Source organism: Bradyrhizobium sp. LVM 105, from assembly GCF_003957705.1.
Classification (GTDB): Bacteria; Pseudomonadota; Alphaproteobacteria; order Rhizobiales; family Xanthobacteraceae; genus Bradyrhizobium; species Bradyrhizobium frederickii.
In genome coordinates, this window is sequence record NZ_QZMV01000008.1 from 120,999 (window position 1) to 142,935 (window position 21,937).

The following is a 21,937-nucleotide window of genomic DNA, read 5'->3' on the forward strand; positions in this document are numbered from 1 at the left end:
CGATCAGGTTTCCGAAAAGTAGCTCTGCAGGGTACGAACCTCAAGGTCCCCGCCCAGATAGGCCCGGATGCCCTGCGCGGCCGCCACGGCCCCGGAAAGAGTGGTGTAATACGGCACTTTATGCAAGAGGGCCGCGCGCCGCAACGAACGGCTGTCGGCCAGCGCCTGCGGGCCTTCCGTGGTGTTGAAGACGAGCTGGACGTCGCCATTGGTGATGGCATCGACGATATGCGGCCGTCCTTCCAGCACCTTGTTCACCTTCTCGGTCGGGATGCCCTGGTCGGTCAGGAAGCGCTGCGTGCCGGAGGTCGCCAGCACCTTGAAGCCGAGCGAATGCAGTTCGCGGACCGCCTCGGCGATACGCGTCTTGTCGCTCTCGCGCACCGAGACGAACACCGTGCCCTTGCGCGGTACCCGCGTGCCGCCGCCGAGCTGGCTCTTGGCGAAGGCGACCTCGAAATTGCGGTCGATGCCCATGACCTCGCCGGTCGAGCGCATCTCGGGGCCGAGCACCGTGTCGACGCCGGGGAAGCGCGCGAAGGGGAAGACCGATTCCTTGACGCCGACGTGCTTGAGCTTCGCCTTCTTCAGCTTGAAATCGGCGAGCTTCTCGCCCGCCATGATGCGCGCGGCGATCTTGGCGACCGGCGTGCCGACCACCTTGGCGACGAAGGGCACGGTGCGCGAGGCGCGCGGATTGACCTCGAGCACGTAGATCTCGCCGTCCTTGATGGCGTATTGCACGTTCATCAGGCCGACCACGTCGAGGCCGAGCGCGAGCTCGCGGGTCTGACGCTCCAGCTCCTCGATCATCTCGGGCTCGAGCGAGTGCGGCGGCAGCGAGCAGGCGCTATCGCCGGAATGGATGCCGGCTTCCTCGATGTGCTCCATGATGCCGACGATGAAGGTGTCCTTGCCGTCGCAGAGGCAGTCGACGTCGATCTCGGTGGCATCCGACAGATAGCGGTCGAACAGCAGCGGGTTCTTGCCGAGCACGGTGTTGATCTGCCCGGTCTTGTCGTTCGGATAGCGCGCCTTGACGTCGGCCGGCACCAGCTCCGGCAGCGTGCCGAGCAGGTAGTCGTTGAGCTGATTCTCCTCGCGGATGATCTGCATCGCGCGGCCACCGAGCACGTAGGACGGCCGCACCACCAGCGGCAGGCCGAGATCGGCGGAGACGAGCCTTGCCTGCTCCACCGAATAGGCGATGCCGTTCTTCGGCTGCTTGAGGCGAAGCTTGTCGAGCACGCGCTTGAAGCGGTCACGGTCCTCGGCAAGGTCAATGGCATCGGGCGAGGTGCCGAGGATCGGCACTTCGGCGGCTTCCAGCGCGCGGGCCAGCTTCAGCGGCGTCTGGCCGCCGAATTGCACGATCACGCCGTGCAGCGTGCCGTTGCTGCGCTCCGTGGCGATGATCTCCAGCACGTCCTCGGCGGTCAGCGGCTCGAAATAGAGCCGGTCGGCAGTGTCGTAGTCGGTCGACACCGTCTCCGGATTGCAGTTGACCATGATGGATTCGTAGCCGGCATCATGCAGCGCGAAGCAGGCGTGACAGCAGCAATAGTCGAACTCGATGCCCTGGCCGATACGGTTGGGCCCGCCGCCGAGAATGATGACCTTCTTCTTGTCGGACGGGGCGCTCTCGTCCGCCGGCGCGCCCGCAAACGGCGCCTCGTAGGTCGAATACATGTAGGCGGTGGGCGAGGCGAATTCGGCCGCGCAGGTGTCGATGCGCTTGTAGACGGGGCGCACGCCGAGCGCATGACGCTTCGCGGTGACCTCGGCCTCCGTCGTGTGGGCGAGCACCGCAAGCCGCGCGTCGGAGAAGCCCATGGCCTTGAGCGTGCGCATGCCGAAGGCGTTGCCGGGCAGGCCGTTCTTCCTGACCTTCTCCTCCATGTCGACGATGCCGCGCATCTCGCCGAGGAACCAGGGGTCGATCTTGCAGGAGTTGAAGATGTCCTCGTTCGACCAGCCGAGCCGCATGGCCTGGGCGACCTGAAGAATGCGGTTCGGCGTCGGGGTGCCGAGCGCGGCACGGATCGCGTTCTTGTCGTCGTCGCGGCCGAGACCCTCGATCTCGATCTCGTCGAGGCCGGTGAGGCCGGTCTCGAGCCCGCGCAGGGCCTTCTGCAGGCTTTCCTGGAAGGTGCGGCCGATCGCCATGACTTCGCCGACCGATTTCATCGACGTCGTCAGCGTGGTGGAGGCGCCGGGGAATTTCTCGAAGGCGAAGCGCGGCACCTTGGTGACGACGTAGTCGATGGTCGGCTCGAACGAGGCCGGCGTGGCGCCGCCGGTGATGTCGTTGGCGATCTCGTCCAGGGTGTAGCCGACCGCGAGCTTGGCGGCGACCTTGGCGATCGGGAAGCCGGTGGCCTTGGACGCCAGCGCGGAGGAGCGTGACACGCGCGGATTCATCTCGATGACGACCATGCGGCCGTCTTCCGGATTGACGCCGAATTGCACGTTGGAGCCGCCGGTCTCGACGCCGATCTCGCGCAGCACCGCCAGCGAGGCGTCGCGCATGATCTGGTATTCCTTGTCGGTCAGCGTCAGCGCCGGCGCCACCGTGATGGAATCGCCGGTGTGAACGCCCATCGGATCGAGGTTCTCGATCGAGCAGACGATGATGCAATTGTCGTTCTTGTCGCGCACCACCTCCATCTCGTACTCTTTCCAGCCGAGCACGGATTCTTCGATCAGCACTTCGTTGGTCGGAGACGCATCGAGGCCGCGCTCGATGATGTCGAGGAACTCTTCCTTGTTGTAGGCGATGCCGCCGCCGGTGCCGCCCATCGTGAAGGAGGGGCGGATGATCGCGGGCAGGCCGATCTCGGACAGCGCCATCATCGCCTGTCCGAGCGCGTATTCCTGATAGCGCTTGCGGCGATCGCTCTCACCCAGCGTCCACTGCCGCTCATGCTCCTCGAGCGCGGCACCGGAGAGCTTTTCGCGCTCGGCGAGGTACTTGTCGCGGAACGACTTCTTCAAGGCCGACGCGTTGGCGAGCCGCGACTTCGGCGTCTCAAGCCCGATCTTGGTCATGGCCTCGCGGAACAGCTGGCGGTCCTCGGCCTTGTCGATGGCGTCGGCGGTCGCGCCGATCATCTCGACGTCGAACTTGTCCAGCGTGCCCTGGCGGCGCAGCGACAGCGCGCAGTTCAGCGCGGTCTGTCCGCCCATCGTCGGCAGCAGCGCGAAGCCGCCGGGAATGACGTGACGTTCCTTCTCGATGATCTTGGCGACGATCTCGGGCGTGATCGGCTCGATATAGGTCGCATCGGCCAATTCCGGGTCGGTCATGATGGTGGCCGGGTTGGAATTGACGAGGACGATGCGGTAGCCCTCTTCCTTCAGCGTCTTCACCGCCTGCGTGCCGGAATAGTCGAACTCGCAGGCCTGGCCGATCACGATGGGACCGGCGCCGATGATCAGGATGGTGGTGATGTCTGTACGTTTGGGCATCAACTCTCGCCGAAGTGGAATTTGGGCACAAAAAAAGGGCGCGCTGCTGCGCGTCCCTGTGGCCGAGAGCGCGGTGGTCTCCCTCGCGCGCGGGTGGGTCTTAGACCAGTTTTCGGGGCGGCGAAACCCCGAAAAATGCCCATCAACCGCCAATTTTGGCGAGTTAGGGGTCTTGGAGGGTGGTCCGCCGGAACGTCCGTCTACGCTTGCGCTCCGCTCCCGCTACGCCGGACACGCTTTGCCCCTTCGGGTCCGGCGTGGCTGCGCCACGCGTAGCCCCGAAGGGGCGAAGCGTGGAGACCCGGCCTGGATTTGAACCAGGATGAAGAGCGTTGCACCGCCCTCGCGTAGACGCTTCCGCCACCGGGCCGCGGCGATCATGACCGATTGCAGTGCGACAGGCTACAACGGCTAATTGTTATGCTTAACGAACCAGAGGCGGCCGGGCGATGAAGGTCATGCGCCAGCGATTATGGCCGATATTGGTATGGGCGCGCTGGACCGCGAACCCGGCGGCCCTCAGCTTGGCGGTGATCTCGTCCTCGCTGTAGCGCTGCAGCCCGATACGCGTGCGCAACTGACGGTAATCCGACAGTGCGGTGCTGATCAGTCCGATCAGCGCGTCCTTCAGGAAGCCGTGGCGGAGCCCGAAGCCGAGCAGCGCCATGACGTCCCTGAACATGCCGACATTGGGCTGCAGGATGTCCCCCAGCACCAGCTTGCCGGAGGGCTTCAGGATACGGCGGATGTTGAGCAGCGCGGCATCGAGCTCGTCCGGCGCCATGTATTGCGCGACCGAGTTCATCACCACGAGGTCGATCGACTGGTCCTGCATCTTGCGGACGTCGTCGAGCGAGCGGACGCGGATCCTGGTGTTCGGGGCAAAGCGCGCAATCAGCCGGCCGCGCACCCCCGGCGCGGGCTCGGCCAGGATCAGCTGGCCGCAGGCGGCCGCCACCTGGTTCGCCGACAGCGCCTCGCCGCAGGCATAGTCGAGCACGACCGCGTCGGGCGAGGAGATGTAGCCGATGATGTCCCGCGCGATGATCTGGAAGTGCAGGTCGCGATGCAGCCTGCTGACATAGATCGTATGCGTGGAGTCGTAATAATCGATCCAATCGTCCATGGTATCCGAAGGTCCCGGCCAAATGGTTCCTGATCAGGAACCGGCGCTGCCGCCCTTGCGTTAGGGGTGCGACGGCGCGCCGTCAATGTCCGCGTCCTAACAGGAAGGTCTCCCGTGAGCAAAACCAACAACAAGGTCTCGCCCGATCTCGATACCCCCACCGATCTGTCGCCCGACGGGGTCAAGAAGGTCTCGGAGGCGCTCAACGTGCTTCTGGCCGACGCCTTCGCGCTGTATCTGAAGACCAAGAATTTCCACTGGCACATCAGCGGGCGGCACTTCCGGGACTACCATCTGCTGCTCGACGAGCAGTCCGACCAGATCTTCGCCACCACCGACCAGCTTGCCGAGCGCGTCCGCAAGATCGGCGGCACCACGCTGAAGTCGATCGGCCAGGTCGCAAAGCTCCAGACCATCAAGGACAACAACGAGGACTACGTCCCGCCGCGCGAGATGCTGCGCGAGCTGATGCAGGACAACAAGCACGTCGCCGCCGCGATGCGCAAGGCGCACGAGGTCTGCGACGACGCCGGCGATGTCGCCAGCGCCAGCATTTTGGAGAACTTCATCGACGAGACCGAGCGCCGCACCTGGTTCCTGTTCGAGGCGACCCGGCAGGAAGGCAGCAACGCGGCGTAGGCCGAGCTCTTGCAGGGTGGGCAAAGCGAAGCGTGCCCACCAATTCGCAGTGGTGGGCACGGCGCGCAAGAGCGCGCCTTTGCCCACCCTACGCACCTACGCACCTTCGCTTGTCTAGCGCCACAGCCGCATCAGCGCGCCATGCTTCCCCGTGACGGGATCGGCCAGCGGCAGCGCGACTTGGGGAATCCTCGTCAGCGCCCTGGCGTGGTTCTCCGGCGTCGCGCGCGTGATCTCCATCTCTGCGCCCGGCGGATAGGCCCCGATCACGCAGAAATCGTCGCTCGCCTCGATGCATTGATGCCCGGTGCCGGCGGGCAGGATCGCGACGTCGCCGGCCTTGATGTCCAGCTCCTGGCCGTGGTCGCCGCCGAAGCGAACCCGTGCACGTCCGCGCGCGACGCCGAGCGCCTCGTGCACCGTCGCGTGATAATGCAGATAGTCGTAGACGCCGTTGCGCCAGGTGCCGCCCCAGCCGTTGGCTTCGAACAGATTTTCGATCGTCGCTTCCGGCCGCTTCGGATCGAGCTTCACCGCGCTTTGGTAGACCAGGAACGGGAGGATGTTGTTCGGCACCAGCCCGTCGTCCTCGAAAACGATGGCGAGCGGCTCGGCAGGGTTGCGGACGACGGTCATGGGGGCTCTCACTGGCAACGGACCGGAATCAAGCGGGCGCAAGCCCTCTTGTTCCTGACGACACTCCATACGCCGGATTGACCGAGATCAAGGCGCTGGCGGCCATTGGCGGGCACGCAAGTTCGAGCGAAGAAGAGGGAACGCCATGTACGCATCCGACGTTGCGCAGCGTCATTTCTCGGCGGCCGTCGACGAGGCTGAGACTGCCGGCCTCGGGCACGAAGCCGTCTGCCGGGCATTGCTCAATTTGGTGATTTCGAAATATCTGGAGACGAGGTCGGTCGCCGACATCCAGGCAGAGCTGCGCTTCATCGCCGAGAACTGCGATCCGGACACGGACTTCATGTTCATGCGTCCGTGAGGGAGCCGGGCCCCGGCGGACTTATCCGCCGGGCGGTCTTGTCGCCTTACGCGCTCTTCTTCTGCCGCATCAGGTCGGCGAAGCGCTGGAACAGATAGTGCGAGTCGCGCGGGCCGGGCGAGGCCTCGGGGTGGTACTGCACCGAGAACACCGGCCTGCCGTCGAGCTGGATGCCGCAGTTGGAGCCGTCGAACAGCGAGATGTGGGTCTGCGTCGCGCCCTTCGGCAGCGTCGTCTCGTCCACGGCAAAGCCGTGGTTCATCGAGGTGATCTCGACCTTGCCGGTGGTCTCGTCCTTCACGGGATGGTTGGCGCCGTGATGGCCCTGATGCATCTTCTTCGTCCTGGCGCCGACGGCAAGGCCGAGCATCTGGTGGCCGAGACAGATGCCGAAGGTCGGCGTGCCCGACTTGATGACGTCTCGGATCACAGGCACGGCATATTTGCCGGTCGCGGCCGGATCGCCCGGACCGTTGGACAGGAACACGCCGTCCGGCTTCATCGCCAAGATGTCTTCGGACGAGGTCGTCGCCGGCACCACTGTCACCTTGCAGCCGACGCCGGCGAGCAGGCGCAGGATGTTGCGCTTGATGCCGTAGTCGATGGCGACGACATTGAACTCCGCCTTGTCCTGCCGGCCAAAGCCCTTGTCCCAGGCCCAAGGCGTTTCGTCCCAGGTGAAGCGCTGGCCGCTGGTGACCATCGGCACGAGATCCATGCCCTCGAGGCCGGGCCATTCGCGCGCCTCTTCCTTCAGGCCATGCAGGTCGAACTCGCCGGTCCTGGAATGCGCGATCACGGCATTGGGCATGCCCTTGCTGCGGATCAGCGCGGTCAGGGCGCGGGTGTCGATGCCGGAGAGGCCGATGATGCCGCGGGCCTTCAGCCACTGGTCGAGATGCTTGGTGGCGCGGTAGTTCGAGGGGTCGGTGATCGCGGTGCGCAGGATCACGCCGCGCGCGCCCGGCGTTGCCGCCATGTTCACCGTCTCGATGTCTTCCTCGTTGGTGCCGACATTGCCGATATGCGGGAAGGTGAAGGTGATGAGCTGGCCGGCATAGGAGGGATCGGTGAGGATCTCCTCATATCCGGTCATCGCGGTGTTGAAGCAGACCTCGCCGACGGCGTGGCCTTCGGCACCGAGACCAAAGCCTTCGAGCACCGTGCCGTCGGCGAGCACGAGGAGCGCGGTCGGTTTGTGGTCCGGCCAGGCGGGATCGTTGTCATGTTGTGTCATGAGCGCGTTTCATAGTCCCCGCGGGCGCCGCCGTCAAAGCGCCAGAAGCCGGATTCACATGCGTTTTTGCATATTTGACAGGCCTCCTTGGGCCCTTAAGCTCGGCCGCATAATTTCCGGCAATTTGAGGGGCTTGCGAGGCAATAATGGACCAGACCACCCCGATCGTGCTGGTTCCGGGGCTGGCCTCCTCGGCCCGGATCTACGCCCCCGTCATCCCGGCGCTGTGGCGGTTCGGCCCCGTGATGATCGCCAACCATATCCGCGACGATAGCATGGCGGCGATCGCGGCCCGGGTGCTGAGCGAGGCGCCGCCGCGCTTCGCGCTCGCCGGCCATTCCATGGGCGGCTACATTGCGCTCGAGATCATGCGCCAGGCGCCCGAGCGGGTTGTGAAGCTGGCGCTGATCAACACCCAGGCCCGGCCCGATACGCCCGAGGCGACCGCGCGCCGCCTCGGCCTGATGGCGCGCGCCAGGCGCGGCGAGCTCCGCGCCATTCGCGAGGAGAGCTTTCCGGAGCTGGTGCATCCATCGCGGCGCGACGATGCCGAGATTCTCAAGCTCGTGCATGCGCAGGACGAGGATGTCGGCGTCGAGGGCTATCTGCGGCAGCAGGCCGCGATCATCGCAAGGGTGGATTCGCGTCCGTCGCTGTCCGCCATCAGCTGCCCGACATTGGTGCTGACGGGCGATGCCGACAACACGATTCCGAACGCGTTCGCGAAGGAGATGGCCGAGGGCATCGCCGGCGCAAGGCTCGTGATCCTCGAGCGCTGCGGACACCTGCCGCAAGCCGAGCAGCCGGACGCGACCGTGCGCGCGCTCACCGAATGGCTCGGAACCGAGGTTGTCTAGGGGCCGCGAACGGCCTAGATCAGGCGCCAGATATTCGAAGGGATCACGATCATGCTGCGCGACGACATCAACAATGCGGTCAAGGAGGCCATGAAGGCCAAGGACGAGCGCAAGCTGTCCACGCTGCGCATGGTCAACTCGACCATCAAGAACGCCGACATCGACGCCCGCGGCAACGGCAAGCCGCCGCTGTCGGACGCCGACCTGCTCGGTGTGCTTCAGAAGATGATCAAGCAGCGTCAGGAGGCGGTCGAGCTCTACGACAAGGGCGGCCGCGCCGAGCTTGCAGCCCAGGAGCGCGAGGAGATCGCGGTGATCTCGGCCTACCTGCCGAAGCAGATGGCCGACGACGAGGTCAAGAAGGCGATCGCTGATGCGATCGCCGAGACAGGCGCTGCCGGCATGAAGGACATGGGCAAGGTGATCGCCGTGCTGCGCGCGAAGTACGCGGGCCAGATGGATTTCGGCAAGGCGTCGGGCCTGGTGAAGACTGCGCTGTCGGGCTGACCTGTCATTCCGGGGCGACGCGGAAGCGTCGAGCCCGGAATCTATTGGGCCGCCAACCCCGTTGCGAAATGGATTCCGGGCTCGCGCCCTGCGCGCCCCGGAATGACAACAAGAACAAGGGAGGCCGCCATGACCGCCATCGAGCCGTTTCGCATCGCCATCAGCGACGACATCCTGTCCGATCTCAAGTCCCGCCTCGTCCGCACGCGCTGGCCGGATGCCGAGCTGGTCGACGACTGGAGCCAGGGTGCGCCGCTGAAGTGGATCCGGGAGATCTGCGCCTACTGGGCCGACGATTACGACTGGCGGGCGCGCGAGGCGAAGCTCAACCGCTTCGCGCAGTTCACCACCGAGATCGACGGGCTCGACATCCACTTCATCCACGCGCGCTCGAAGGAGCCGAACGCGCTGCCGCTGATCATTACCCACGGCTGGCCCGGCTCGATCGTCGAATTCCAGAAGGTGATCGCGCCGCTGGTCGACCCCGCCGCGCATGGCGGCAATCCCGCGGAAGCATTTCACGTGATCTGCCCCTCGCTGCCGGGCTTCGGCTTCTCCGAGAAGCCGAAGACCACCGGCTGGGGCGTCGATCGCATCGCCGCGGCCTGGGCGAAACTGATGCATCGGCTCGGCTATATCCGTTACGGCGCGCAAGGCGGCGATTGGGGCTCGGCGGTGACGAGCTCGCTCGGCGCGCAGGATGCGGCGCACTGCGCCGGCATCCACATCACGCTGTCGTTCAACTCGCCGCCGCGCATCGAGGGCGAGCCGACGGCGGAAGAGAAGCGCGCGCTGGCCGGCCTCAAGCACTATGTCGATCTCGACTCCGGCTATTCCAAGCAGCAGTCGACGCGCCCGCAGACGCTCGGCTATGGCCTCACGGATTCGCCGAGCGGGCAGGCGGCCTGGATCCTGGAAAAATTCTGGGCCTGGACTGATTGCAACGGCCATCCCGAGAACATCTTCAGCAAGGACGAGCTACTCGACAACGTCATGCTCTATTGGGCGACGGAGACGGCGACCTCCTCGGCGCGGCTCTACTGGGAAAGTTTCGGCAAGCGTCGCACCACGCCTGTCGTCAAGGTGCCGACCGGCGTCGCCGCGTTTCCCAAGGAGATCATCACGCCGGTGCGGCGCTGGATGGAGCCGAGCTTTCCCAACATCACCCATTGGAGCGAGATGGAGAAGGGCGGCCATTTCGCCGCGTTCGAGCAGCCCGAGCTGTTCGTGCGCGATGTCAGGAAATTCTTCGCGACGGTGCGGTAGCCTCTACTGTCATTCCGGGGCGCCCGCAGGACGAACCCGGAATCCATCGAGCCGCGGAAATACCGCGCAATGGATTCCGGGTTCGATGCTTCGCATCGCCCCGGAACGACTGAGATATAGGATCTCCCCCATCGTCATGCCCGGGCTTGTCCCGGGCATCAACGGCCTTAAACTGGTCCCAAGAAGAACGTGGATGGCCGGAACAAGTCCGGCCATGACGACGAGAGCGCGGAAACGACCGAGCCCATGCTGACCGAAGCCGCAACCTACGACGAACTCGTCCGCAACTTCCGCTGGGATATCCCGGCGCGCTTCAACATGGCGCAGGCGTGCTGCGATCGCCATGCCGACGGCACCGGCCGGCTCGCGCTGATCTATCTCGACGAGAACGGCGTGACCAGCCGCACCTCCTTCGACGAGGTCGCCGAGATGTCGCGCCGCTTTGCCAATGTGCTGAAGGCGGACGGGCTGGTGCGCGGCGACCGCGTCGCGGTGTTCCTGTCGCAATCGCTGGAATTGCCCATCGCGCATATGGCGGCGTTCCGCTCCGGCCTGATCTCGATCCCGCTGTTCGCGCTGTTCGGCGAGGACGCGCTGGAGTTTCGCCTGTCCAACTCCGAGGCCAAGGCCATTGTCACCGACGAGGGCGGCTGGGAGAAGCTTGCGAAGATCCGCGACCGCCTGCCGGAGTTGAAGAACGTCTATATCGTCGGCACGCGTGCACCCGCGGGCACGACATCGTTCTGGAATGCAGTGAAGGCCGCTTCGCCCGACTTCGCGCGGGTGGACACCTCGTGCGATGACCCCGCGCTGATCATCTACACCTCGGGCACCACGGGAAACCCCAAGGGTGCGCTGCATGCGCACCGCGTCGTGCTCGGCCATCTGCCCAACGTCGAGATGTGCCACAACTTTCTGCCCAGGCCCGGCGATCTCATGTGGACGCCGGCGGACTGGGCCTGGATCGGCGGCCTCATCAACGGCCTGCTCGCGTTCTGGTATCACGGCATCCCCCTGGTCGGCCATCGTGCGCGCAAGTTCGAGCCGCAGGCAGCGATGCAGATGATGGCCGACCTCGGCGTGCGCAACGTGTTCCTGCCGCCGACCGCGCTGAAGCTGATGCGGCAGGCCGGCGTGAAGCATACGGGCGTCAAGCTGCGCAGCATCTTCACCGGCGGGGAATCGCTCGGCGGCGAGCTGCTCGGCTGGGTGCGCGAGACCTTCGGCATCGATGCGCACGAGGTGTTCGGCCAGACCGAGTGCAATCTCGTGATCGGCAGCAACGCCAACCTGTTTCCGATCCGCCCGGGTTCGATGGGCAAGGCGACGCCGGGTTTCGACGTCCGCATCGTCAACGACAAGGGCGAGGAATTGCCGCGCGGGCAGCGCGGTATCATCGGCGTGCGCCAGCCGTGCCCCGTCACCATGCTCGAATATTGGCGCAATCCGGAGGCGACGGCGAAGAAATATGCCGGCGCGTTCCTGCTCACCGGCGATCTCGGCGTGCAGGACGAGGACGGCTATTTCTGGTATGTCAGCCGCGAGGACGACGTCATCACCACCGCAGGCTATCGCGTCGGTCCGTCCGAGATCGAGCACACGCTGATGAAGCATCCCTCGGTGGCAATGGCCGCGGTCGTGGGCATCCCCGATCCGATCCGCACCGAATCGATCAAGGCGTGGATCGTGCTGCGTCCCGGCTTTGCCGGCACCGACGCGCTCGCCCGCGAAATCCAGGAGTTCGTCAAGGTGCAGCTCGCCGCGCACGAATACCCGCGCTTCATCGAATTCGCCGCGACGCTGCCGATGACGGCCACCGGCAAGGTGCTGCGGCGCGAGCTGCGGGCCAAGGGCTGACATTCACCATGGCAAAGGCGCCTCAAGCCGCGGGACTTCACCGCGCCTCGCTCGACAAGCTGCACGATCTGGATGCGGCGCTCGAGCTCATGTACTACGGCTGGCGCGGGATGACGCTGGAGGCCGACGCATACCTTGCCAAGCAGGGCCTGTCGCGTCCGCACCATCGCATCCTCTACGTGGTGGCGCGCCGGCCCGATATCGCGATCGGCGCGCTGATCGAGGTCCTCGGCATATCCAAACAGGCGCTGAACCGGCCGCTCAATCTGCTGCTGGAGCGCAAGCTCGTGACCTCGAAGCGCTCGCCCGAGCAGCATCGCTCGAAGCTGCTGCGTCTGACGGGCGCCGGGCAGCGCATCGAGCAACGGGCCTCGGACCACGAGCGCAAGGTCATGCGCGAGGCGTTCGATCGCGTCGGGGCGCCTGGGGCCGCGGCCTGGATGGCCGTCATGGAGGCGATCGCCGACCACAACTGACGATTTCTCAAGTCAACGTAGTTGACATGAGGAGTTGGCTTTGCCACTTTCCTGGCCAACGAGCGAGGGGAGGGCCGTTTCATGAGCGGACAGACGATGAATCGCGCGGCCGCCGAGCCCTTCGTCGCGGCGTGGTGTGCGAGCTGGCGCAAGGTCGATATCGACGCCGTCGTCGCGCATTTTGCCGCCGACGCGCAGATGCGCAGTCCTCTGGCGTTGACGCTGACCGGCTCTCCGGTCGTAGCCGGGGCCGAGAACATCCGCGCCTATTGGCAGAAGGCCTATGGTCACATCGAAAGCGCCGACCTGAAGATATTGAGCTGGAGCTGGGACGATACGATCGCGCGACTGACGGTGTGGTGGCAGCTTGGCGACACCCGCGCCAGCGAATTCATGGATTTCGACGATGCCGGCCGCGTCGTCCGCAGCGAAGCCTTCTACGGAAAATGACCATGCGTCTTTCGGATATCGTCCTGCTCCTCAACACGCTCTGGTTCGTCGGCGCCTTCATCCAGTTCAGCATCGCGCAAACCAACACGCTGAAGATATTGCTGCCGCGGGAAGAGCGCAGCAATCCGATCGCGCCGACCCTGGCGGCCAGCGTTGCGTTTCTCGGCGGAATGAATCTGCCGATAGGGCTGTTGTCGCTCTACCTTCTGGCGGCGCGTCCGTCCTTCTTCCAGCCGGTCGAAGCCCAGCTCGTGTTGTTCCTGTTCTTCGCCGCCTGCCATTTCAGCCAGTTCGCCTACAATCTTCCGGTGCTGATGCGCGGCGGCCGGGTCGGGGTCGCCTACTGGCCGGTGCTGAAGGGCCCGATGCTGCGGATCTTCGTCATCGACGCGGGTCTGTTCGCGGCCAATCTCGCAGTGGCGCTTCTGCTCGCATCGCGCTTCTAACTATCGCGGCGGCGCTGCCAGGGCGGACCGCAGCATCGCGGCAAGATCCTGCCTTCGGAACGGCTTGGTCAGAATGCGGGCGTTGATCCCGTCCGGCGTCTTGACGGGATCCTGGCTGTAGCCTGAGGTGAAGAGCACCTTGAGATCGGGCCGCAGCGCCACGGCTTGTCTTGCGAGCTCGGGCCCGAACATGCCGCCGGGCATCACGACGTCGGTCAGCAGCAACTGGATGTCTCTGCTCTGGTGCAGCAATTCCAGCGCCGCGGGCCCGTTCGCCGCCGTGATGACGCGGTAGCCGAGCGCCTTCAACTCGTTCTCGACATAGGCGCGCACCATGTCGTCGTCTTCGACGAGGAGAATGGTCTCGTGGTCCGCCTGCGTGACGGTCCGCGCCGCGGGCGGCGGATCTTCGCTCGGCGGTGCTGCGAGACGGGGAAAGAACAGCCTGACGACACTGCCTTGTCCCGGCTCCGACTGCATTTGCACGAGTCCGCCGGATTGTTGTGCGAACCCGTAGACCATGCTCAGGCCGAGGCCGGTTCCCTTGCCGACCTCCTTGGTCGTGAAGAACGGCTCGAACGCGCGGGTCGCCACTTCGGAGCTCATGCCGCTGCCGGTATCGGTGACAGCCACCATGACGTAGTCGCCGGGCCGCGGCTCGCCGTTGACGTCGAGGTCGGATTGGCCGAGCGATGCGTTGCGGACCTCGACCGTCAGCCTGCCGCCTTCCGGCATCGCGTCGCGCGCGTTGAGCACGAGGTTGAGAACGGCGGTTGCCAACTGGCCGGGATCGACGCTGGCCAGCCACAGACCCGGCGCGAACGTGAAGTTGCACTCGATGTGTTCGCCCAGGGTCCGGCGCAGCAGCTGCTCCATGCCGAGGATCTTTTCGGCGATGTTGACCTCTCTTGGCCGGAGCGGCTGCTTGCGCGCGAAGGCGAGCAAGCTGCGAGTCAGGTCGGAACCGCGCTCGGCGGCGGTCGCAATGTCGTCGGCGATCCGCTGCAATTCCTTGTTGCCCGCCAGCCTGTCGGCGAGGTGCTCCGAATTGCCGAGAATGACGGTCAACAGATTGTTGAAGTCATGCGCCACGCCGCCGGTGAGCTGGCCCATGGCTTCCATCTTCTGGGACTGGCTGAGCTTGTGGCTGAGATCGGCGATGGCGGCGCGCTGCTGCTCGAGCGACTCGGCCGTGCCGTTGAGCAGGGTCATCAATCCGCCGAGCTCGCCGCGCGGATGCGGCGGCGGAATTCGTGCGCTGAGATCGCCGCGCCCGAGCCTTTTCGCCATGACGGCGAGCCGCCCGACCTGGCGCCCGATGCTCACGGTGGTGAGGATCCACAGGCCGGCCAGGAGCAGCAGCAAGGCCACCGCGAGAATCGCCGTGTCCTCGTAGAGCCGGCGGTTTGCCGCCGCGACCAGCCCGTTCTTGGAACGTCCGACCAGGATGTAGAGGCCGGTCTTGCGGATCGAGGGCGAGCGGGCGACGCCCCAGATCTGCGTGTGGCCGCCGCGGTCGGTGACCTCCCGAAATGGCTCGCCGTCCGGCGCTACCGCGAAGCGGAACAGGTCGGAGCCCGCAATGGATCCGCCGACGGGCTCGCTCCAGCCGCCCTTGGGGGCGACCAGGACTGTTCCCTTGGCGTCGACGAAGAGGATGTTCTTTTCGGCGAGCAGCCGCTTGTCGTGAAATTCCGCGAATTTGTTCAGATTGAAGGACGCGAGCAGCACGAACTTCAGCGCGCCCGCCTCTGATCGCACGGGATAGGCGATCTGGAGCACCGACAATCCGGTGAGGCGGCCGAACACCGGCTCTACCGCGACTTTGCCTTGAAGAGTCTTGACCTCTTTGAAATAGCCGCGGTCGTTCAGGTCGAGCGCGCGGTTGGTCCGCAGCGAGTCGCAGAACAGTCTGCCGTCGGGATCGATGGTCAGGATACCCGTGAACTGCGGATATTCCTCGCGGACATCCGCCAGAAACGCCGAGCACGCCGTCTTGTCGCGGGTGTCGAGGTCGCGGGCACGGGCGAGTCCGTAGTGGAGCTGGGCGGTGCCCTGGATCTTCTCGCCCAGATCGGCCGCAATGTCGTCGGCGGATGCGGCCAGATTGGCAAGCGCCGCGTCGATCTCGCTGGTCCGGTTCTGCATGAAGCGCAACCCGACCAGAATCGCCGGTACGAGCATGGCCGCGATGACGAGGATCAGTAACCGGGTACGCAGGCTCATCGGTGGGACGGTCCGCTCTCGGGCGAGGGTGCTCGGAGGTACAATTTGCGGCACGATCAACCGCGCCGTCCATAGCCTCAGCGCGAAAATCGCACCAGAGGCCAAGATTTCGCATCGCGAGCATTGCTGCGTCGCCGCTACTCGTCGCACCGGCCCGCATTAAGTTGCGCCTGCGCGCGGCGGCGCTAGTATCGCGCTCAACCCGCGCGCGACGAAAGATCGCGCCGATCTGTGGAGGATGCTGATGTCCATCTCGGGCAAGGTCGATCCGGTGGTGCGTCCCGTCGCGGCGACCGACATCGCCGAGGCGCTGGTCGAGGGGCTGCGTGATTTCCAGGCACTGCCGCTCTACGGTCTGTGCCTCGGCGCGCTTTACGCCGCCGGCGGCATCGCCATCATGCTGTGCCTCACCGCCTTCGGCATGGTCTATCTGGTCTATCCCCTGGCGGCGGGCTTCGCGCTGATCGGACCGTTCGTGGCGATCGGCCTCTACGAGGTCAGCCGCCGCCGCGAGCGCGGCGAGCCGGTCTCCTTCGGCGCGATCTGGTCGGCCGTGCGCTCGCGTAGCGAGATCGGCTGGATGGCGTTCGTCACGCTGTTCGTGTTCGTGGTCTGGATGTACCAGGTGCGGCTCCTGATCGCGCTGCTGCTCGGCCTGCACGCCTCGTTCTCCAGCCTTCAGGAATTCATGACCGTGGTGCTGACGACCAACGAGGGCCTGCTGTTCCTCGGCATCGGCAATGCGGTCGGTGCGGTGCTGTCGCTGATCCTGTTTTCGCTGACCGTGGTATCGTTTCCGCTGCTGCTCGACCGCGAGGTCGATTTCGTCACGGCGATGGTGACGAGCGTGCGCGCGGTGGTGACGAGCCCGCTGCCGATGATCTCGTGGGCCGCCGTGATCGTGATGCTGCTGATCGTCTCGGCGCTGCCCTACTTTCTCGGGCTGATCGTGACGCTGCCGGTGCTGGGGCACGCGACGTGGCATCTCTATCGGCGGCTGGTGGCGCCCATGCCTGCCTAGTCGTCATTCCGCCCCGGAATGACACGGCATCCTACGGGATATTGATCCCCATCGCCTTCAACGCTTCCAGCAGCTTCACTGGAGGCGACATCTCGATCTTCGGCGACTTGCCGGTCTCCAGCAGGCTCTTCAGCCCCGACAGGATCGCCGGCCAGCCGGTGCGGCCGCCGGAAAGGATGTCTTCGCTGAGCGGGCGATCATGGCGCTGACTGAGGGTGAGGCGGACGGCGCCGCCGGCCGGCTCGATCTCATAGGTGACGACGGTGATGCCGAGTTTTTCGACGAGGCCGGGCCAGTTCACGTTCCACGTCACCGTGAGCTTCCTGGGCGGATCATATTCGAGCACTTCGCCGGAGATGTGCTCCGAGCCATCGGGAGCGCGCACGATGAAAGTGCCGCCAAGCTTCGGCTCCATCTCCACCGCGAAGCCGGAAAAATATTCGCGGCTGAACTCGGCCGAGGTCAGCGCCTCCCATACCTTCTCCGGCGTAGCGGCGATGTAGATGGTGTAGACGGTGAGAGGCTTGAACTGGTCGAGGTTCATCGTGCATCGATCCTTCGTTGAGCGGGCTTACTCATCGCGCTTCTCCAATTGGCGTTTCAACTCGCCGAGCGCGGCGAGCTTGCCGCGCTCGAATTTCTTGATCCAGCGTTCGCCGATCTGATGGATCGGCACCGGGTTGAGGTAGTGCAGCTTCTCGCGGCCATGCCTGATCGTCGTGACGAGATTGGCCTCCTCCAGAATCGCAAGGTGCTTGGTCACGGCCTGCCGCGTCATCGCAAGGCCCTCGCAGAGCTCGTTCAGCGTCTGGCCGTTCCTGGCGTGAAGCCGGTCCAACAGCGAGCGTCGTGATGCGTCGGCGAGCGCTTTGAAGACCGCATCCATGGCAATGATAATATGCAACCAAAGGGTTGCATGTCAAGCGGAACGTCATTCCGGGCGCGCGAAGCGCGAACCCGGAATCTCGAGATTCCGGATAACCGCTGCGCGGTTTCCGGAATGACAACTTGAGAAATCGTGCTTTTGGCGCGCGCAATCGGCCGTGCTAGCTTTTCATCTCAGCCAGCACAGATTGGTTCCGGGAGGACATTGATGTTCCGTTGCGTCCTGACTGCTGCCGCCGTCGTCCTCTTCGCTAGCAGCACCGCGGTCCACGCCCAGAGGCAAACCGTCGGCGCGCCGCCTGAAGCGTCCAACATGAAGCTCGTCGGCTACAACGACCTCCAGGCCCGCAGCGCCTATCAACCGACCATCCATCACCAGGGCGATCGCTGGATCGCCTATATTGGCCATCACGGCGGCACCGACGACGTGCCCGCGCCCGTCAACCCGATGACGGGCAAGCCCGAGCCGAACGGAACGTCCATTGTCGACGTCACCGATCCCGCGCGTCCGAAATATCTGCGGCATCTGCCGGGGCAGGAGGGCAAGTACGAATCCGGCGGCGCGCAGATGGTGCGGGTCTGCGACGGCAAGGCGTTGCCGAAGGGCGATCCCAATGCGGTCTACATGCTCAGGACCTTCGGCAGCGAGGCGCATGAGATCTGGAACGTCACCGACCCCGCCAGCCCGGTGCTCATCACGCGCATCGGCGGCTTGAAGGACACGCACAAGAGCTGGTGGGAATGCGACACCGGCATTGCCTATCTCGTCTCGGGGGCGCCGGACTGGCGCACGCGGCGCATGACGCAAGTTTATGATCTCTCCGATCCCGCGCGTCCGCAGAAGATCCGCGACTTTGGCCTGCCGGGTCAGGAGCCCGGTTCGACCCGCGCGGTGCCGACCGAGCTGCACGGGCCGATCTCGACTGGGCCCAAAGGCAACCGCGTCTATTTCGGCTACGGCACCAACAAGGGCGGCATTTTGCAGATCGTCGACCGCGACAAGCTCCTGAGCGGGGCGAAGGAGCCGACGCCCGACAATCTGCGCTATCCCGAGATTGCGCGGCTGCCGATGTCCGCCTTCAACGGCGCGCACACCACGTTTCCGATGCTCGACATGCCGATCGCGGAATTTTCCGAGGACAAGGACGGCAAGACCCGCGACATCGTCATGATCGTGAACGAAGCGATCCTCAACGAATGCGGCGAGGCTCGGCAGATGGTGTGGTTCGCCGACGTCACCACCGAGACGCGGCCGATGATGATCTCGAGCTACACCGTGCCGGAGGCGAGCGGGCAGTTCTGCCAGCGCGGCGGCCGGTTCGGCGCGCATTCCTCGAACGAGAGCACGGCGCCGGTCTATCACAAGAAGATGGCCTTCATCGCCTTCTTCAATGCCGGCGTGCGCGCGCTCGACATCCGCGATCCCTATCATCCCAGGGAAGTCGGCTATTTCATTCCGTCGATCACCGCTGCGACCGACAAGCGCTGCATTCCCATCGAAGGCGGCGAGCGCTGCAAGGTCGCGATCCAGACCAACAATGTCGAGACCGACGACCGCGGCTACATCTACATCGTCGACCGCGCCAATACCGGCCTGCACATCCTCGATCTGACCGGTCCCGCGCGCACGGCCTCCGGCCTGCCGAAGAACTGACGATGAGGCGCGTGACGATGCGGCGCGGGTGCCCACGATCTCACCTCATGCTCCGCTGTCATCACCCGCGAAAGCGGGTGATCCAGTACGCCGCGGCGGTCGTGAAATACGGAAAGGCCGCGGCGTACTGGATACCCGCCTTCGCGGGTATGACACCGGCGGTGAGGTCTACGCTCGCGCTGATCCGGCTTCCGTTTCCGCCTCTCCCATGCATTAATGGCTCCAAACTGCCCCGAGCCGAGTCCCTCCCATGATGTCCATGCAAGCCTATCTCGCCTTCGTCGCCGCCTGCATTGCGCTGGCGCTGCTGCCGGGGCCGATCGTGACCCTCGTCATCGCCAACGGCCTGCGCCACGGCACGCGTGCCGCGCTCACCAACGTGGCCGGCGCGCAAGCCGGACTTGCCATCGTCATCGGCATCGTCGCGGTCGGCCTGACCTCGCTGATGGCGACCATGGGCTATTGGTTCGACTGGGTGCGCTTTGCCGGCGCCGCCTATCTGGTCTGGCTCGGCATCAAGCTGATCTGGGCGCCGGTCGAGGGCGTCGATGTCGAGACGCCTCCGCCGCCGCGCGGCGGCTTCTTCCTGCAAGGGTTTTTGGTGCTGCTGTCGAACCCGAAGGTGCTGGTGTTCTTCGGCGCCTTCATCCCGCAATTCATGGACATGAACCAGCCGCACTTTCCGCAAGTCGCGCTGCTGGGCGCCACCTTCATGGTCACCGCCGTGATGACGGACGCGCTCTACGCCATCGCCGCCGGCCGTGCGCGAAAGTTCTTCTCGGCGCGCCGCACGCGGATGATGTCGCGCATCTCCGGCGGCTTCATGATCGGCGGCGGCATCTGGCTGGCGCTGACGCGGGCGAAGTGAGCCCTACACCAGCCGCTCCGCGGTCGGCTCGACCGCGATCTCGCCGAGGATCCCTGCCAGTATCCCTGCCAGCCGTTCGGCCCATTGCTGTTGGCCGGACTGGTCCGCGATAAGGTCCTGCCGGATCTCGATGCCGGTGTTGACGAGGCCGCGCCCTTCGCCGTGCACGGGGATGGTATAGTCGGTGAGGTCGTTGACCGCATAAGGCTCGTTGTCGCCGACGACGAGGTCGCCGGCCGCGCGCAGATGCTTCAGCAGCAGCTGCGGCAGCACGGTGTCGCGATTGTAGAGCGCTCCGATGTGCCAGGGCCGCGCGACGCCGGCATAGACGGGCGTGAAGCTGTGCAGCGACACCAGCACGGTCGGCTGACCGGCGCGCACGCGGTGATCGATCGCGGCATCGATGCGATCATGATAGGGCTCGAAGATCTCGCGCCGCCGCGCCGCGCGCTCCTCGTCCGAAATGCCGTCGTTGCGCGGGATCGCGGTTGCTTCGGAGATGACGGGGATCGAGCTTGCCGCTTCGGGCGGGCGGTTGCAGTCGATCACGAGCCGCGAATAGCGCTGCGCGATCAGATGGGCATCCAGCAGCGTCGCGAGGTGCTCGGCGACGCCGGCAATGCCGATGTCCCAGGCGATGTGCCGCGTCAGCTCGGCCTCGGCGATGCCGAGGTCGCCAAGCGCACGCGGTAGCACCCGCCCGTAATGATCCGAGGTGAGCAGGAAAGGCGAGGTCCCCCGCGCATTCACCTCATGCACGGGCGGAATGTCGCCCTCGCCGAGCAGTTGATCGGTTGCCTCGGCCGTATGCAGGTCCATCCTGATTGCCTATGAAACGATTACGTGTGTAAACCGAGTAACGATATTGCCCCGACGTCGCAACGTTAGAACAGCATGACCTCCGATCGCCTCTTCGTCTACGGCACCCTGATGCGCGGCTTCGACCATCCGATGGCGCGGCTGCTGGCGGGGCACGCCGATTTTCTGGGTGAAGCGACCTGCCGGGGCCGGCTCGTTCTGGTGAAGCATTATCCGGGCCTGCTGCTGTCGGAGGCGGTCTCCGAACTCGTCCATGGCGAGCTGTTTCGGATGCGCGTGCCGGACGAACTGCTGCGCGAGCTCGACATGTACGAAGCCTGCGGCGAAGGCTTTCCCGAGCCGACCGAATATCTGCGCCAGCTGGTCGACGTGACATTGCCGGACGGCACCGCGGAGAAGGCCTGGACCTATGTCTACAACTGGCCTGTCACCGGCCTGCCGCACATCGAGTCCGGGCGTTTCCTGCAGCATTAGATATCTTCGAGCATGATCTTATCGGAAAACCGCTGCGCACTTTTCCGGATCATGCTCTAGGCCGACAGCACTTCCTTCACCACGCGCACGTCGACCTCGCGCTCGACGTAAGCCCACTCCTCGGTCTGCCTCAATATCCCGACCAGCTCGTCGAACAGCGGGGCATGCGCTGGCGCGAATTCGAACCAGGTGAGGAAATCGAAGGGCTCGCCGAGGTCGCGGCAATGATAGAGCTGGCGCGCAATCGCGGGCAGGAAACGAAGACTGTTCGCGATATGGTGCGATCTGTCCTCGAAAACCTTGCGCCGCTCCTCCTGCGTCAGCTCCCACCAGGCCTGCGACTTGCGGATCGGGATCAGCGCCGCGGAGGTTGCTTCCATCCGGCCGAGGCCGGCCTGCACGGCGACGAGCTTCTCCTTCTCGGCCCGCTCGGTGTAGCGCAGGCTGCTGGCAACGCCGACCAGCCGCCACGCATTGCGCGAGGGCACCAGCGGCAACGACACGGCCTCGCTGTCGGTCACCGACAGCGCTGGGACGAAGGGCAGGGGCTCGCCCGTAACCGGTGCAATCGAGGTCACACGCCAGCCCCCGCTCTGGCCGCCTCGAAAGGTCCTGAACATGCCCCATGGAAGCGTGGAACCAGGCCGGGTTCAAGCTTTTCCCG

At 65.2% G+C, this 21,937-nt stretch carries 22 protein-coding genes and 1 tRNA gene; 13 read left to right on the plus strand and 10 right to left on the minus strand.

The annotated features are described in order from the left end of the window. Positions 1 to 3: 3 nt before the first annotated feature. From carB to D6B98_RS22660, 3 genes are all read right to left on the minus strand, one after another. Complete coding sequence (carB, locus tag D6B98_RS22655) at positions 4 to 3,468, minus strand: carbamoyl-phosphate synthase large subunit (protein ID WP_126259129.1); 3,465 nt, start codon at positions 3,466 to 3,468, stop codon at positions 4 to 6. Positions 3,469 to 3,762: 294 nt separating this feature from the next. Continuing rightward, a tRNA-OTHER gene (locus D6B98_RS40060) sits at positions 3,763 to 3,838 on the minus strand. A gap of 54 nt (positions 3,839 to 3,892) precedes the next feature. After that, positions 3,893 to 4,594, minus strand: coding sequence for a class I SAM-dependent methyltransferase (locus D6B98_RS22660; RefSeq protein WP_126259130.1), 702 nt, complete (start codon positions 4,592 to 4,594; stop codon positions 3,893 to 3,895). Between the two features lie 114 nt (positions 4,595 to 4,708). Here D6B98_RS22660 and D6B98_RS22665 point away from each other — a divergent pair, with 114 nt between their 5' ends. Then, on the plus strand, positions 4,709 to 5,233 hold the full coding sequence (locus tag D6B98_RS22665) for a Dps family protein (protein ID WP_126259131.1): 525 nt from the start codon (positions 4,709 to 4,711) through the stop codon (positions 5,231 to 5,233). Positions 5,234 to 5,347: 114 nt separating this feature from the next. Here D6B98_RS22665 and D6B98_RS22670 read toward each other — a convergent pair whose 3' ends face one another. Beyond that, positions 5,348 to 5,869, minus strand: coding sequence for a cupin domain-containing protein (locus D6B98_RS22670; protein WP_126259132.1), 522 nt, complete (start codon positions 5,867 to 5,869; stop codon positions 5,348 to 5,350). Between the two features lie 145 nt (positions 5,870 to 6,014). On the opposite strand from D6B98_RS22670, the gene D6B98_RS22675 reads away from it, so the two are divergent. After that, positions 6,015 to 6,230: a hypothetical protein gene (locus D6B98_RS22675; RefSeq protein WP_024340377.1), complete on the plus strand. Its 216-nt coding sequence runs from the start codon at positions 6,015 to 6,017 to the stop codon at positions 6,228 to 6,230. A 46-nt stretch (positions 6,231 to 6,276) separates the two neighbouring features. Here the strand turns inward: D6B98_RS22675 and carA are convergent, their stop codons facing one another. Further along, a complete protein-coding gene (gene carA / locus D6B98_RS22680; protein WP_126259133.1) occupies positions 6,277 to 7,467 on the minus strand; it encodes a glutamine-hydrolyzing carbamoyl-phosphate synthase small subunit in 1,191 nt (396 codons plus the stop codon). 146 nt (positions 7,468 to 7,613) lie between these two features. Here carA and D6B98_RS22685 point away from each other — a divergent pair, with 146 nt between their 5' ends. From D6B98_RS22685 to D6B98_RS22715, 7 genes are all read left to right on the plus strand, one after another. Then, entirely contained in the window at positions 7,614 to 8,324 is a 711-nt protein-coding gene (locus D6B98_RS22685; protein ID WP_126259134.1) for an alpha/beta fold hydrolase, read from the plus strand. Positions 8,325 to 8,375: 51 nt separating this feature from the next. Further along, complete coding sequence (locus D6B98_RS22690) at positions 8,376 to 8,831, plus strand: GatB/YqeY domain-containing protein (protein WP_126259135.1); 456 nt, start codon at positions 8,376 to 8,378, stop codon at positions 8,829 to 8,831. A 129-nt stretch (positions 8,832 to 8,960) separates the two neighbouring features. Further along, a complete protein-coding gene (locus tag D6B98_RS22695) occupies positions 8,961 to 10,097 on the plus strand; it encodes an epoxide hydrolase family protein (RefSeq protein WP_126259136.1) in 1,137 nt (378 codons plus the stop codon). Positions 10,098 to 10,343: 246 nt separating this feature from the next. Continuing rightward, positions 10,344 to 11,954: an acyl-CoA synthetase gene (locus D6B98_RS22700; RefSeq protein WP_126259301.1), complete on the plus strand. Its 1,611-nt coding sequence runs from the start codon at positions 10,344 to 10,346 to the stop codon at positions 11,952 to 11,954. 8 nt (positions 11,955 to 11,962) lie between these two features. Beyond that, positions 11,963 to 12,430, plus strand: coding sequence for a MarR family winged helix-turn-helix transcriptional regulator (locus tag D6B98_RS22705; RefSeq protein WP_126259137.1), 468 nt, complete (start codon positions 11,963 to 11,965; stop codon positions 12,428 to 12,430). An 81-nt stretch (positions 12,431 to 12,511) separates the two neighbouring features. Then, entirely contained in the window at positions 12,512 to 12,880 is a 369-nt protein-coding gene (locus D6B98_RS22710) for a nuclear transport factor 2 family protein (protein ID WP_126259138.1), read from the plus strand. Between the two features lie 2 nt (positions 12,881 to 12,882). Then, a complete protein-coding gene (locus tag D6B98_RS22715; RefSeq protein ID WP_126259139.1) occupies positions 12,883 to 13,326 on the plus strand; it encodes a hypothetical protein in 444 nt (147 codons plus the stop codon). Here the strand turns inward: D6B98_RS22715 and D6B98_RS22720 are convergent, their stop codons facing one another. Beyond that, positions 13,327 to 15,552, minus strand: coding sequence for an ATP-binding protein (locus tag D6B98_RS22720; RefSeq protein ID WP_126259140.1), 2,226 nt, complete (start codon positions 15,550 to 15,552; stop codon positions 13,327 to 13,329). Between the two features lie 244 nt (positions 15,553 to 15,796). Between D6B98_RS22720 and D6B98_RS22725 the strand changes: the two genes are divergently transcribed. After that, complete coding sequence (locus D6B98_RS22725; RefSeq protein WP_126259141.1) at positions 15,797 to 16,573, plus strand: DUF2189 domain-containing protein; 777 nt, start codon at positions 15,797 to 15,799, stop codon at positions 16,571 to 16,573. Between the two features lie 31 nt (positions 16,574 to 16,604). Here D6B98_RS22725 and D6B98_RS22730 read toward each other — a convergent pair whose 3' ends face one another. Together D6B98_RS22730 and D6B98_RS22735 are read right to left on the minus strand one after the other, a co-directional pair. Then, entirely contained in the window at positions 16,605 to 17,117 is a 513-nt protein-coding gene (locus tag D6B98_RS22730; protein WP_126259142.1) for an SRPBCC family protein, read from the minus strand. A gap of 27 nt (positions 17,118 to 17,144) precedes the next feature. Beyond that, on the minus strand, positions 17,145 to 17,459 hold the full coding sequence (locus tag D6B98_RS22735; protein WP_126259302.1) for an ArsR/SmtB family transcription factor: 315 nt from the start codon (positions 17,457 to 17,459) through the stop codon (positions 17,145 to 17,147). Between the two features lie 207 nt (positions 17,460 to 17,666). Here D6B98_RS22735 and D6B98_RS22740 point away from each other — a divergent pair, with 207 nt between their 5' ends. Next, positions 17,667 to 19,112, plus strand: coding sequence for an LVIVD repeat-containing protein (locus tag D6B98_RS22740; RefSeq protein WP_126259143.1), 1,446 nt, complete (start codon positions 17,667 to 17,669; stop codon positions 19,110 to 19,112). Between the two features lie 250 nt (positions 19,113 to 19,362). Then, positions 19,363 to 19,980, plus strand: coding sequence for a LysE family translocator (locus tag D6B98_RS22750; RefSeq protein ID WP_205680517.1), 618 nt, complete (start codon positions 19,363 to 19,365; stop codon positions 19,978 to 19,980). Positions 19,981 to 19,983: 3 nt separating this feature from the next. Here the strand turns inward: D6B98_RS22750 and D6B98_RS22755 are convergent, their stop codons facing one another. Then, on the minus strand, positions 19,984 to 20,799 hold the full coding sequence (locus D6B98_RS22755; RefSeq protein WP_126259144.1) for an N-formylglutamate amidohydrolase: 816 nt from the start codon (positions 20,797 to 20,799) through the stop codon (positions 19,984 to 19,986). A gap of 75 nt (positions 20,800 to 20,874) precedes the next feature. Between D6B98_RS22755 and D6B98_RS22760 the strand changes: the two genes are divergently transcribed. Then, on the plus strand, positions 20,875 to 21,273 hold the full coding sequence (locus D6B98_RS22760; protein WP_126259145.1) for a gamma-glutamylcyclotransferase family protein: 399 nt from the start codon (positions 20,875 to 20,877) through the stop codon (positions 21,271 to 21,273). Positions 21,274 to 21,329: 56 nt separating this feature from the next. On the opposite strand, the gene D6B98_RS22765 is transcribed toward D6B98_RS22760, so the two are convergent. Next, complete coding sequence (locus D6B98_RS22765) at positions 21,330 to 21,893, minus strand: chlorite dismutase family protein (RefSeq protein ID WP_126259146.1); 564 nt, start codon at positions 21,891 to 21,893, stop codon at positions 21,330 to 21,332. Positions 21,894 to 21,937 lie beyond the last annotated feature (44 nt).

Excerpts from the sequence above, each read along its gene's own strand:
- D6B98_RS22690 (WP_126259135.1), top strand. The coding sequence starts at position 8,376 with ATGCTGCGCGACGACATCAACAATGCGGTCAAGGAGGCCATGAAGGCC.
- D6B98_RS22675 (WP_024340377.1), top strand. The coding sequence starts at position 6,015 with ATGTACGCATCCGACGTTGCGCAGCGTCATTTCTCGGCGGCCGTCGAC.
- carA (WP_126259133.1), bottom strand. The coding sequence starts at position 7,467 with ATGACACAACATGACAACGATCCCGCCTGGCCGGACCACAAACCGACC.
- D6B98_RS22660 (WP_126259130.1), bottom strand. The coding sequence starts at position 4,594 with ATGGACGATTGGATCGATTATTACGACTCCACGCATACGATCTATGTC.
- D6B98_RS22695 (WP_126259136.1), top strand. The coding sequence starts at position 8,961 with ATGACCGCCATCGAGCCGTTTCGCATCGCCATCAGCGACGACATCCTG.
- D6B98_RS22740 (WP_126259143.1), top strand. The coding sequence starts at position 17,667 with ATGTTCCGTTGCGTCCTGACTGCTGCCGCCGTCGTCCTCTTCGCTAGC.
- D6B98_RS22725 (WP_126259141.1), top strand. The coding sequence starts at position 15,797 with ATGTCCATCTCGGGCAAGGTCGATCCGGTGGTGCGTCCCGTCGCGGCG.
- D6B98_RS22755 (WP_126259144.1), bottom strand. The coding sequence starts at position 20,799 with ATGGACCTGCATACGGCCGAGGCAACCGATCAACTGCTCGGCGAGGGC.
- D6B98_RS22730 (WP_126259142.1), bottom strand. The coding sequence starts at position 17,117 with ATGAACCTCGACCAGTTCAAGCCTCTCACCGTCTACACCATCTACATC.
- D6B98_RS22735 (WP_126259302.1), bottom strand. The coding sequence starts at position 17,459 with ATGGATGCGGTCTTCAAAGCGCTCGCCGACGCATCACGACGCTCGCTG.
- D6B98_RS22750 (WP_205680517.1), top strand. The coding sequence starts at position 19,363 with ATGATGTCCATGCAAGCCTATCTCGCCTTCGTCGCCGCCTGCATTGCG.
- D6B98_RS22765 (WP_126259146.1), bottom strand. The coding sequence starts at position 21,893 with ATGTTCAGGACCTTTCGAGGCGGCCAGAGCGGGGGCTGGCGTGTGACC.
- D6B98_RS22670 (WP_126259132.1), bottom strand. The coding sequence starts at position 5,869 with ATGACCGTCGTCCGCAACCCTGCCGAGCCGCTCGCCATCGTTTTCGAG.
- carB (WP_126259129.1), bottom strand. The coding sequence starts at position 3,468 with ATGCCCAAACGTACAGACATCACCACCATCCTGATCATCGGCGCCGGT.
- D6B98_RS22720 (WP_126259140.1), bottom strand. The coding sequence starts at position 15,552 with ATGAGCCTGCGTACCCGGTTACTGATCCTCGTCATCGCGGCCATGCTC.
- D6B98_RS22705 (WP_126259137.1), top strand. The coding sequence starts at position 11,963 with ATGGCAAAGGCGCCTCAAGCCGCGGGACTTCACCGCGCCTCGCTCGAC.
- D6B98_RS22760 (WP_126259145.1), top strand. The coding sequence starts at position 20,875 with ATGACCTCCGATCGCCTCTTCGTCTACGGCACCCTGATGCGCGGCTTC.
- D6B98_RS22715 (WP_126259139.1), top strand. The coding sequence starts at position 12,883 with ATGCGTCTTTCGGATATCGTCCTGCTCCTCAACACGCTCTGGTTCGTC.
- D6B98_RS22700 (WP_126259301.1), top strand. The coding sequence starts at position 10,344 with ATGCTGACCGAAGCCGCAACCTACGACGAACTCGTCCGCAACTTCCGC.
- D6B98_RS22685 (WP_126259134.1), top strand. The coding sequence starts at position 7,614 with ATGGACCAGACCACCCCGATCGTGCTGGTTCCGGGGCTGGCCTCCTCG.
- D6B98_RS22710 (WP_126259138.1), top strand. The coding sequence starts at position 12,512 with ATGAGCGGACAGACGATGAATCGCGCGGCCGCCGAGCCCTTCGTCGCG.